The sequence below is a fragment of the Phenylobacterium sp. genome (genome assembly GCF_031425575.1).
Taxonomy (GTDB): domain Bacteria; phylum Pseudomonadota; class Alphaproteobacteria; order Caulobacterales; family Caulobacteraceae; genus Phenylobacterium.
On record NZ_JANPJP010000121.1, the window covers coordinates 1 to 10,092 of the forward strand.

Annotated in this window: 11 protein-coding genes; 7 read left to right on the forward strand and 4 right to left on the reverse strand. The window is 69.9% G+C overall.

Features of this window, described 5'->3' with window-relative positions; genetic code table 11:
* Nucleotides 1-66: 66 nt before the first annotated feature.
* Together dapB and RMO97_RS07015 are read left to right on the forward strand one after the other, a co-directional pair.
* A complete protein-coding gene (gene dapB, locus RMO97_RS07010; protein WP_310539891.1) occupies nt 67-834 on the forward strand; it encodes a 4-hydroxy-tetrahydrodipicolinate reductase in 768 nt (255 codons plus the stop codon).
* 35 nt (nt 835-869) lie between these two features.
* On the forward strand, nt 870-2,315 hold the full coding sequence (locus RMO97_RS07015) for an amidase family protein (protein WP_310539878.1): 1,446 nt from the start codon (nt 870-872) through the stop codon (nt 2,313-2,315).
* Between the two features lie 3 nt (nt 2,316-2,318).
* Here the strand turns inward: RMO97_RS07015 and dut are convergent, their stop codons facing one another.
* Both dut and coaBC read right to left on the reverse strand, forming a co-directional pair.
* Nucleotides 2,319-2,834, reverse strand: a complete 516-nt coding sequence (dut, locus tag RMO97_RS07020; RefSeq protein ID WP_409035295.1) for a dUTP diphosphatase — start codon at nt 2,832-2,834, stop codon at nt 2,319-2,321.
* On the reverse strand, nt 2,765-3,958 hold the full coding sequence (coaBC, locus tag RMO97_RS07025; protein ID WP_310539880.1) for a bifunctional phosphopantothenoylcysteine decarboxylase/phosphopantothenate--cysteine ligase CoaBC: 1,194 nt from the start codon (nt 3,956-3,958) through the stop codon (nt 2,765-2,767). The genes dut and coaBC overlap by 70 nt, the downstream gene beginning before the upstream one ends.
* 121 nt (nt 3,959-4,079) lie before the next feature.
* On the opposite strand from coaBC, the gene RMO97_RS07030 reads away from it, so the two are divergent.
* Nucleotides 4,080-4,622: a hypothetical protein gene (locus tag RMO97_RS07030; protein ID WP_310539881.1), complete on the forward strand. Its 543-nt coding sequence runs from the start codon at nt 4,080-4,082 to the stop codon at nt 4,620-4,622.
* The gene (locus RMO97_RS07035; RefSeq protein ID WP_310539882.1) at nt 4,615-5,112 is read left to right on the forward strand and encodes a cupin domain-containing protein; all 498 of its coding nucleotides are present in this window, start codon (nt 4,615-4,617) and stop codon (nt 5,110-5,112) included. Before RMO97_RS07030 ends, RMO97_RS07035 begins: the two co-directional genes overlap by 8 nt.
* On the opposite strand, the gene ubiB is transcribed toward RMO97_RS07035, so the two are convergent.
* On the reverse strand, nt 5,109-6,614 hold the full coding sequence (ubiB, locus tag RMO97_RS07040) for a 2-polyprenylphenol 6-hydroxylase (RefSeq protein ID WP_310539884.1): 1,506 nt from the start codon (nt 6,612-6,614) through the stop codon (nt 5,109-5,111). The genes RMO97_RS07035 and ubiB overlap by 4 nt on opposite strands.
* Nucleotides 6,615-6,617: 3 nt before the next feature.
* Nucleotides 6,618-7,376, reverse strand: coding sequence for a class I SAM-dependent methyltransferase (locus RMO97_RS07045; RefSeq protein WP_310539885.1), 759 nt, complete (start codon nt 7,374-7,376; stop codon nt 6,618-6,620).
* Nucleotides 7,377-7,465: 89 nt separating this feature from the next.
* On the opposite strand from RMO97_RS07045, the gene mutM reads away from it, so the two are divergent.
* From mutM to RMO97_RS07060, 3 genes are read left to right on the forward strand one after another with little or no spacing between them, the layout of a single operon-like run.
* Nucleotides 7,466-8,329: a bifunctional DNA-formamidopyrimidine glycosylase/DNA-(apurinic or apyrimidinic site) lyase gene (gene mutM, locus RMO97_RS07050; protein ID WP_310539886.1), complete on the forward strand. Its 864-nt coding sequence runs from the start codon at nt 7,466-7,468 to the stop codon at nt 8,327-8,329.
* Nucleotides 8,330-8,336: 7 nt separating this feature from the next.
* The gene (locus RMO97_RS07055) at nt 8,337-9,197 is read left to right on the forward strand and encodes a TraB/GumN family protein (protein ID WP_310539888.1); all 861 of its coding nucleotides are present in this window, start codon (nt 8,337-8,339) and stop codon (nt 9,195-9,197) included.
* A gap of 30 nt (nt 9,198-9,227) precedes the next feature.
* A complete protein-coding gene (locus RMO97_RS07060) occupies nt 9,228-10,004 on the forward strand; it encodes an enoyl-CoA hydratase (protein ID WP_310539889.1) in 777 nt (258 codons plus the stop codon).
* Nucleotides 10,005-10,092: the final 88 nt, after the last annotated feature.

Here is a 10,092-nt window from a genome sequence, read left to right on the forward strand (position 1 = left end):
TGACCCAACCGCCAGGCTCGCGGGACAAGCGCTTACGGAATTCCGTATGACGTTGGAGAGACCCCGCTGACCGCTCCCATCCGCATCGCCATCGCTGGCGCCCTGGGCCGCATGGGACAGGCGATCGCCGCCGTGGTGGAGACCCGCGACGACGTGGTTCTGGCCGCCCGCTTCGACCGGCCGGACGTCACGGCGCAGGGCCTGGTCAGCCGCGACGAGGCCCTTGCCGCCTGCGACGTGGTGATCGACTTCACCACGCCGGCGGCCTCCGTGGCCCTGGCCCAGCACTGCGCAGCGCGCGGCGGCCCGGCCCTGGTGATCGGGGCGACCGGCATCTCCGACGAAGACGGCGCTCTTATCGACGCCTGCGCGGCCGTCATCCCCATCGTGCGGGCCCGCAACTTCTCGCTCGGGGTCAACATGCTGGTGAGCCTGGTGACCCAGGCGGCCAAGGCCCTGGCCGCCAGCGACTATGACATCGAGGTCTTCGAGGCCCACCACAGACGCAAGGTCGATAGCCCGTCGGGCACCGCCCTGATGCTAGGGGAGGCGGCCGCCGAAGGCCGGGGGGTGAACCTGAACGACGTGGCCGACCGGGGCCGCGACGGGATCAATGGCCCCCGCACCCCCGGCGACATCGGCTTCTCCGTCCTGCGCGGCGGCGACATCATCGGCGAGCACTCGGTGATCTTCGCGGCCGAAGACGAAATCCTGACGCTCAGCCACTCGGCCCGCGACCGCGGCCTGTTCGCCCGCGGCGCCGTCCAGGCCGCGCTCTGGGTGGGCGGTCAGCCGGCCGGCGCCTATGACATGCAGGACGTCCTCAAGGGATGAGGCGATAATTTTCTTACCGTTGAGAGAAAAAACCCATGGCCGGAGACATCCTCAACCAGGACGCCACGAGCCAGCTCGCCGCCCTGCAGAGCAAGCGCATCTCCGCTGAGGAGTTGCTGAAGCTGGCGCTCGGCCGCCATGAGCAGTTGCACAAGCACATCAACGCTGTGGTCAACGCCGACCTCGCCCATGCCCTGGAGCGCGCGCGCTCCATCGATGACACCCGGGTGAAGGACGGCCAACTCGGCCCCCTGGCCGGCCTGCCCATGACCCTGAAGGACACCCTGGACGTCCAGGGCATGCCGGCGTCAGCAGGCCTGGACCGCTTTCGCCATCGGGTCTGCGAGGACGCGGACGCGGTCTCCGGCGCGCGACGGGCCGGGGCGGTGATCTGGGGCAAGACCAATGTGCCGGTCATGGCCGGGGACTGGCAGAGCTACAACGACCTCTACGGCGCCACCAGCAACCCCTGGGACCTCGAGCGCACCAGCGGCGGCTCGTCGGGCGGGGCCGCCGCGGCCCTGGCCGCCAGCATCACCCCCCTGGAGATCGGTTCGGATATCGGCGGCTCCCTGCGGGTGCCCGCCAGCTTCTGCGGCGTCTTCTCCCACAAGCCCACCTGGGGCCTGGTTTCCCAGATCGGCCACGTCCCGCCCCATCCGGGCGCCCATGCCGAGCGCGACCTCAATGTCATCGGCCCCATGGCCCGCTCGGTCCGCGACCTGCGCCTGCTGCTGTCCCTGATCGCCAATGGCCCAGTGGCCGCCAGGGCGCCGGCGGCCGATCTCACCAAGACCAGGATCGGGGTCTGGATCGAGGCGGACGACTTCCCCCTGGACGGTGAAGTCCGCACCGTTCTGGAGGCCTTCGTCACGCAAGTGGCACAGGCCGGGGCGGAGATCGAGATCATCTCCAGCCCGGTCCCCACCGACCAGCTGATGGCCGCCTACCAGGTGCTGCTGGGATCGATCATCGGGTCCGACATGCCCGAGGCCCAGCGCAAGCAGATGGCCGCCATGCGCGGCGTCTCCAAGCTGGCCGTGACCCTGGGGGCCGACGAGCGCTCGGCCCTGGCCCAGGTGCGGGCCTATACCGCCACCCACGCCGAATGGCTGGAGGCCAACGAGGTCCGCTGCCGCCTGCGCGACGGCCTGAAGACCGTGTTCTCCAAGTACGACGTGATCCTGGCCCCGGTCAGCCCAGTGGTCGCCTTCCCGCACAATCACAAGGCCTTCAACGGCCGCAGGCTGTCGCTCTCGGACGGCCAGACCATCCCCTATGGCGCCATGCTGAACTGGATCGGCCTGGCCACCGCCTGCTACTTGCCGGTCACCACCGTCCCCGCCGGCCACACGGCCTCAGGCCTCCCGGTGGGCGCCCAGCTCATCGGCCCCCAGGGCGGCGACGCCAAGACCCTGGCCGTGGCGCAGGCCATCGACGAGAACATCCGCGGGTTTGTGGCCCCGGCGATGGATTTCTAGGCGCTACGCCGCGCCCGTCGAGCCAAACCCGCCCGCCCCGCGCGCCGTCTCGTCGAGGTCGCTGACCTCGGCCACGGAGGCCTGGATCACGGGCGCGATCACCATCTGGGCGATGCGGTCGCCACGGCGTACGGTGAAATCTTCTGCGCCCAGGTTGATCAGGATGACCTTCACCTCGCCGCGATAGTCGGAGTCCACGGTGCCCGGCGTGTTCAGGCAGGTGACGCCGGACTTCAGGGCCAGGCCCGAGCGCGGGCGCACCTGTCCCTCGAAGCCGCGGGGGATCGCCATGGCCAAGCCGGTCGGCACGGCGTGGCGGTCGCCGGGGCGGATCACCAGCGGCTCGCCCTCTGGGACGGCGGCGCGCAGGTCCATGCCGGCGGAATCGGCCGTCTCATAGGCCGGCAGAGGCAGTTCAGAATTATGCGCCAGGCGCTTGATGGGCAGGTTCAAGACAGCTCCTTGGCCATGCGCGCCGCCAGCTTGCGGGCGACGTCGGACTTCGCGGTTCGCTCCCATCGCTCGATTCCCTGGGGCGTGACGATGGAAACCGCGTTGTCGTCGCCCCCCATGGTGCCGGCGATGCTGACGTCATTGGCCACGATCCAGTCGCAGCCCTTCTTCGCCAGCTTGGCCTGGGCGTAGGCCTCGACATTGTCGGTCTCGGCGGCGAAGCCCACCACCAGCTTGGGGCGGGGGAACCCGTTGGCGAGCGTCGCCAGAATGTCGGGGTTCTCCACCAGCTTCAGGGCCGGAGGACCGTCGGCGCCCTTCTTCATCTTGGAGCCGGCCTCGACCTCGGGACGCCAGTCGGAGACCGCCGCCACGCAGACGGCGATATCGGCCGGCAGGGCGGCTTCGCAGGCGGCCAGCATCTCGCGGGCCGTCTCAACATCCACGCGCCGAACGCCCAGGGGGGTGGGAACCGCCACGGGCCCGGCCACCAGGGTGACGTCGCAGCCCAGTTCGGCCAGGGCGGCGGCGATGGCGAAGCCCTGCTTGCCGCTGGAGCGGTTGGTGAGCACCCGGACCGGATCGATGGGCTCGGCGGTGGGGCCGGCGGTGACGATGGCGCGCTTACCGGCCAGGGGCTTGGCGGCGGGGCCCTCCAGGGCCTTCATGATGGCGGCGAAGATCTCCGGCGGCTCAGCCAGGCGGCCGGGCCCAAACTCGCCGCAGGCCATGGCCCCCTCGTCGGGACCGACAAAGGCGACGCCGTCGGCGGCCAGAGTCGCCCGGTTCCGCTGGGTGGCCGGGTGGTTCCACATGCGCACGTTCATGGCCGGGGCCATCAGCACCCGCTTGTCGGTGGCCAGCAGGGTGGTCGACGCCAGGTCGTTCCCCAGTCCGTTCGCCGCCTTGGCCATCAGGTCGGCGGTGGCCGGCGCCACCACCACCAGGTCAGCGGAGCGGGAGAGCTGGATGTGGCCCATCTCCGACTCGTCATCCAGGGAGAAGAGCTCCGAATAGACGCGGTCCTCGCACAGGGCCGAAAGGCTCAGCGGCGTGACGAACTGGGCTCCGGCGGCCGTCAGGATCGGCCGCACCGCGACGCCTGCCTTGCGCAGCAGCCGCACCAGTTCCAGGGACTTGTAGGCTGCGATCCCGCCGCCCACGATCAGGAGAATCCGCTTTTCCGACAAGGCTTCGCGCCCCCCAGGTGATGGTCCCCGGTCATAGGCCAAACAGACCGGCTGGACAAACCCGCGAAGTTGTTCTTAATTTGTTCCACGCTTCACTTGGCCGTGCAGGGAGAAGAACACGATGGCTGGGTTCAAACTTTGGGTCAGCGCGGGCGCCGCGCTGGTTTTGCTGGCCGCCTGCGAGCGACCCTCGGCGGTGGCGAGCAAGGCCTCCGAGCCCTCGACACCGGCGTCCTCCGCCTCCGACAGCGGGCGCGACGCGAGCACGAACGTCCGTGCCGACCGTCGCGACGAGGCCGTGCCCCAGGTGGACGGCAAGCCCATGTGGTCGGCCAGCCGCCAGGGCACCGCCCAGGAGAACGCCGCCAAGAGCTTCGAACGCAATGGCGAGGACTTCGGCGCCAGAGACCTCGACGCCTTCGTGAAGAAGGCCCACGCCTTCGTCGACCATCCGCCGGCCGGGACCCAGACCTTGAAGCGGTCGAACGGGGACACCCTGTTCTATGACCCCAAGGGCAATATCTTCGCCGTGGCCAACAAGGACGGCGCCCCGCGCACCATGTTCAAGCCCGACGAGGGCGCGGCCTATTGGGATGAACAGAAGGCCCGCGAGGCCCGGCGCGAGACCGCCCGCTCCGACCGGCGCAACAGTGACGATGGATAGGCGTATCATCCGCAGCCGCGACCTGGACTGGTCGTCCCGGCCATCCGGCCGCCATCCCTTCAATCCGGCCTCGGAAATGAAGTTGGTTCCGCTGGGGGACCAGACCGGCATGAAGCGGGTGCTTGCGAACCTCATCCGCCTGCCACCGGGCAAGGAGAGCTTCATCGCCCACAACCACGCCGTGGAGGAGGAGTTCATCTTCATCCTGGAGGGCGAGGGCGAGGTGACCCTGGACGGGGTGGCCCACGCGGTGGGCCCCGGCGACTTCGTAGGCTTCCCCACCGATGGGGTGGTCCACGCCTTGCGCAATACGGGGGCCGGCGACCTGCTCTATCTGACGGCGGGGGAACGGGCGCGGGTGGAGGTGGCCGAGATGCCCAGCATCGGCAAGACCGCGCTCTTCCGCCCCGGACGCATCACCATGTTCGGCGACGGCGGCGTCGAGGAGTTGACCCCTGCAGAATGGGAAGCCAGATCCCGGCTGCCCTAGAGCAGCCAGGCCGCCAGCAGGAAGACCGCCGCCGCCGTCACGGCGCCAAAGGCGAACCAGCGGGCCGGGTGGGCCTCCTCGACCTCCACCACCGCCACGGCGGGCTGCGGCGGGTTTTCCAGCAGGCGCGCCAGGTTGCGCAGGGCCGACAGGCCCTCCTCGGCGAACCGCTTGGCCTTGGCCGCCGGGGACAGCTCCCGCAGCATCCAGCGCCGCACCACCGGATCGGCGGCGGCCCAGATGTCGTGCTCGGGGCAGATCCGGCGCGCCACCCCCTCTACGGTCATCATGGTCTTCTGCAGCAGCACCAGCTCGGGCCGCAGTTTCATGTCGAAAAGCGCGGTGATCTCAAAGAGTTGGATCAGCACCCGGCTCATGGAGATCTCGTTAGCCGGTCGCCCGAACACCTGCTCCCCCACCGCCCGAAGGGCCTGGGCGAAGGCCGCCGGACTGTGGCCGCCCGGCACATAGCCCGCCTCGAAATGAACCTGGGCGACCCGGTCGTAGTCCTTTTCCAGGAAACCCCAGAGAATCTCCGCCAGGTAGCGCCGCTCCGGCGCCCCCAGCCGGCCGATGATCCCGAAGTCCACGGCGGTGACCTTGTCCGGCGCGGCGACGAACAGGTTCCCCTCGTGCAGGTCGGCGTGGAACACCCCGTGGTCCAAGGCCTGGGCTAGGAAGGCGCGGATCAGGTTATCGGCCAGGGCCTGGCGATCGAGGCCGGGCAAGGTCAGGGCCGCGTCGTCCGAAAGCGCGACGCCCGGCGCCCATTCCTGGGTGAGGACGCGCTTGCCGACGCCTTCCCAGACAATCTTGGGGGTCGACATATAGCCGTCGCGGGCCATGACGCCCGCGAGCTCGTCGGCCCCGGCGGCCTCGAGGCGCAGGTCAAGCTCCAGCTCGGTGGCGCGGATGACGGTGGCGGCGAGGGCCCGGGGCTCCAGCCGCCGGGCGGCCGGGCTCCAGCGTTCCACCAGCCGGCCCGCGAGCGCCATGACCTCGGCGTCCTGGGCGACGCGCAGGGCGATGCCCGGCCGCAGCACCTTCACCGCGACCTTGCGGCCGTCCAGCAGGGTGGCCGGATGGGCCTGGGCCAGGGAGGCGGCGGCCACCGGCGGCTCGAAGCTGGCATAGAGGCTGTCGAGGGGCCGCCCCAGGGTCAGCTCCACCTCGCGGCGGGCCTGGTCGGTTGGGAAGGCCTCCAGCCGATCTTTCAGGCGCGCGAGGTCCAGGGCGAAGGTCTCGCCGAAGATGTCGGCCCTCGTGGAGAGAAGTTGACCCAGTTTGATGGCCACCGGGCCCAGGCGTTCCAGGGATCTGGCGAGCCGTTCGCCGGGGCGGCCGGTGCGGGAGGACGGGCCAGCGGCGATGCGCGACAGATTTGCGAGGAATTTCAAGCCCGGCGGATAGAGGCCGTCCAGTTCACGGGGCAGGAGCGCGTCGTTGCGCGCGAGCAGAAGACCGGCCGACATTAGCCGACAAGTGGCCGTCAGGGTCCCCACCGATCAGACAGCCCAACCGTGGTGCAGGGCCGCGACCCCGCCGGTGAAGTTGGTGTAGCCGGCGCGGCTGAAGCCCGCCTTGGTGATCAGGTCGACGAAGGCCTTCTGGTCGGGGAACCGCCGGATGCTCTCCACCAGGTACTGGTAGGAGGCGCGGTCCTTAGCCACCAGCTCGCCGATGGCCGGGATCACCTTGAAGGAGTAGGCGTCGTAGGCGCGGCGCAGGGCTTCGGTGGCCGGTTGCGAGAACTCCAGGCAGAGGAACCGGCCGCCTGGCTTCAAAACCCTGCGCGCCTCGCGCAGGGCCGCGGAGATGTCGGTGACATTGCGGATGCCGAAGGAGATGACGTAGGCGTTGGCGCTGGCGTCGGGCAGCGGCAGGCGCTGGGCGTCGCCGACGCTCCAGGTGATCTCCGGCTCCCCGCCCCGCTCGCGGCCGGCGGCGATCATCTCGGCGTTGTAGTCGATGATGTGGATGGCCGCGTCGTCGCCGCCCCGGCGCAGCTGGGCGGACCGCGCCATCTTGGCGAAGCGCCGCGCCATGTCGCCTGTGCCCCCGGCGCAGTCGATGATCACCTCGCCCGGCTGCGGGTTCAGCCGCGCGGCCGTGGCGTCCTTCCAGAGCCGGTGCACGCCGGCGCTCATCAGGTCGTTCATCAGGTCATAGCGGCCGGCGACCTTGTCGAAGACCCCGCGCACCAGGCGCGGCTTCTCGGCGGGGTCCACGTCGCGGAAACCGAAGGTGGCGGCAGGTCCTGTCATGGTCCTGGGTCTTAGACCGCAAGCCCGGCCCGCGCCAGCCTCGCGGCCACCTCCTTGAGCGCGCGGCCGACCCATGCCACTTCACGGTCATGCCTGAACTTCCTGAGGTCGAGACCGTCCGCCGCGGACTGGCGCCCGTGCTGGAGGGCCAGAGGCTCTCCCGCGTGGAGGCCCGCCGCCCCGACCTGGGCTTCCCCTTCCCCGAGGGCTTCGTCCAGCGCCTGACCGGGGCGACCATCCAGCGCCTGGAACGCCGGGCGAAGTACCTGATGGGGGAGCTGGATCGCGGCGAGACCCTGGTGATGCACTTAGGCATGAGCGGCCGCTTCGAGATCGCCCGGCCCGAGGGGACGATCCGCCCCGGCGACTTCGTCTACGCCCAGGACCCCAACCCCAAGCACGCCCACGTGGTGTTCGAGACCGAGACCGGCGGCCGGGTCACCTATTATGACCCCCGTCGCTTCGGCTACATGGCGCTCATCGAGACCGCCAGGCTGGAGGAGCATCCCTGGTTCGCGGGCCTCGGCCCCGAGCCCCTGTCGCCGGCCTTCAACGCCCAGGGGCTGAAGGCCGCCTTCGCGGCCCGCAAGCAGGGCCCCAAGACCCTGCTGCTGGACCAGCGCGTGGTGGCGGGCCTGGGCAATATATATGTGTGCGAGGCGCTGAACCGGGCGCGGATCTCGCCCTTCAAACCCGCAGGCTCGATCGCGGCGAAGAAACTGCCGGCCCTGGTCGCCATCATCGGCGAGGTTCTGCAGGAGGCGATCGAGGCCGGCGGCTCCACCCTGCGGGACTATGCCAGCGCCGACGGGGCCCTGGGCTATTTCCAGCACCGCTTCCGCGCCTACGGCCGCGAGGGCCAGCCCTGCCTCAATGACGGCTGCACGGGGGTCATCGCCCGCCAGGTCCAGGCCGGACGCTCGACCTTCTTCTGCCCCGTTTGCCAGAAATAACCCGACCATGTTCAAGCTTGGCCTGCTCGCCCTGACGGCGTTCCTGTTCGCCGGCCCCGCCCTGGCCAAGCCTGCGGTCTGGGTGGTTCGTGACGCCGATTCCGAGGTGCTGATCTTCGGCTCCGTGCACGTCCTGCCGCCCGGCCTGGACTGGCGCCCCGCCAGGCTGGACCAGGCGCTCTCCCAGGCCGAGGACCTGTGGTTTGAGCTGCCCATGGGCCAGGCCGCCGAGACCGAGATCGCCGGGCTGGCGGCGTCGAAAGGCGTCCTGCCCAACAACCAGACCCTCAGCGCCCTGCTCACGCCGGCCGGCGCCCAGGCCCTGGTCAGGGCCAGCCAGAAGTACGGCCTCGCCCCCGGCTTCCTGGACCGGCTGGAGCCCTGGTTCGCCGAGGTGGCCCTGGCGGGGGCTGAGTTCCGCGCCCAGGGGGCCAATACCGACTCCGGCGTGGAGAAGACGGTGAACGCCACCGCGCCGGCCAGCGCCCAGCGGATGGCCTTCGAGACCCCCGCCCAACAGATCGCCCTCTTCGACGAGGCGCCGGTCGCCGCCCAGATCGCCTCCCTGGAGGAGAGCCTGGCGCAGATGGACCGGGATCCCGACGCCTATGACCGGCTGGTGGCCGCCTGGATGGCCGCCGACACCGCCGCCCTGGAGAGGGACGCCCTGGCCCCCCTAAAGACGGCGTCGCCGGTGCTCTATTCCCGCCTGGTGAGCGAGCGGAACGCGGCCTGGACCCAGGTCGTGGACCAGCGGCTGAAGGGCAAGGGCCGCACTGTGGTGGTGGTCGGCGTCGGCCACCTGCTGACCGCCGATGGCGTCCCGGCTCGGCTGCGGGCGCTTGGCTATTCCGTCGAGGGGCCGTAATCCGGCTTTCTACATATAGAGGAGCCGGCCATGGCCTATGAGACCCTGATCGTCGAGACCACGGACGCCGTCACCCTGATCAGGCTGAACCGGCCCGAGGCGCTGAATGCGCTCAACAGCCAGCTGCTGTCGGAGCTGACCGCCGCCCTGGACGCCGCCGAGGCCGACGACAAGGTCCGCTGCCTGGTGCTCACCGGCTCTGACCGCGCCTTCGCCGCCGGCGCCGACATCAAGGAGATGGCCGACAAGACCTACGCCCAGATGTTCACCTCCGACTTCTTCGGCGCCTTCGCCCGGCGGATGGAGCAGTTCCGCAAGCCGGTGATCGCCGCCGTGGCGGGCTATGCCCTGGGGGGCGGCTGCGAGCTGGCCATGCTGTGCGACTTCATCATCGCCGCCGAAACCGCCAAGTTCGGCCAGCCGGAGATCAATCTCGGCGTCGCGCCCGGCATCGGCGGCACCCAGCGCCTGACCCGCTTCGTCGGCAAGTCCAAGGCCATGGACATGATCCTCACGGCCCGGATGATGGACGCCGCGGAGGCCGAGCGCTCGGGCCTGGTGTCCCGCGTGGTAGCCCCCGACAAGCTGATCGAGGAGGCCATGTCCGCCGCCACCAAGATCGCCTCGCTGTCGCCGCTCGCGGTGATGATGAACAAGGAGCTGGTGGAGGCGGCCTACGAGACCACGCTTTCCACCGGCGTGGCCCTGGAGCGGCGCCTGTTTCACTCGCTCTTCGCCTTCGACGACCAGAAGGAGGGCATGGCCGCCTTCGTCGAAAAGCGGAAGCCCACCTTTAAAGGGTCGTAGCACCACCTTGTTCGTGTGGTTCGTGTGGTTCGTGGACCCTTTGATGGGCCTGTGCAGCCGCGCCGCCATAAGTTTTGGAACCACGAAC

Coding starts and splice junctions, on each gene's coding strand:
- RMO97_RS07035 (WP_310539882.1), top strand. CDS start 4,615: ATGGATAGGCGTATCATCCGCAGCCGCGACCTGGACTGGTCGTCCCGG.
- dut (WP_409035295.1), bottom strand. CDS start 2,834: ATGGGAGCGAACCGCGAAGTCCGACGTCGCCCGCAAGCTGGCGGCGCG.
- RMO97_RS07030 (WP_310539881.1), top strand. CDS start 4,080: ATGGCTGGGTTCAAACTTTGGGTCAGCGCGGGCGCCGCGCTGGTTTTG.
- RMO97_RS07060 (WP_310539889.1), top strand. CDS start 9,228: ATGGCCTATGAGACCCTGATCGTCGAGACCACGGACGCCGTCACCCTG.
- RMO97_RS07055 (WP_310539888.1), top strand. CDS start 8,337: ATGTTCAAGCTTGGCCTGCTCGCCCTGACGGCGTTCCTGTTCGCCGGC.
- RMO97_RS07045 (WP_310539885.1), bottom strand. CDS start 7,376: ATGACAGGACCTGCCGCCACCTTCGGTTTCCGCGACGTGGACCCCGCC.
- RMO97_RS07015 (WP_310539878.1), top strand. CDS start 870: ATGGCCGGAGACATCCTCAACCAGGACGCCACGAGCCAGCTCGCCGCC.
- mutM (WP_310539886.1), top strand. CDS start 7,466: ATGCCTGAACTTCCTGAGGTCGAGACCGTCCGCCGCGGACTGGCGCCC.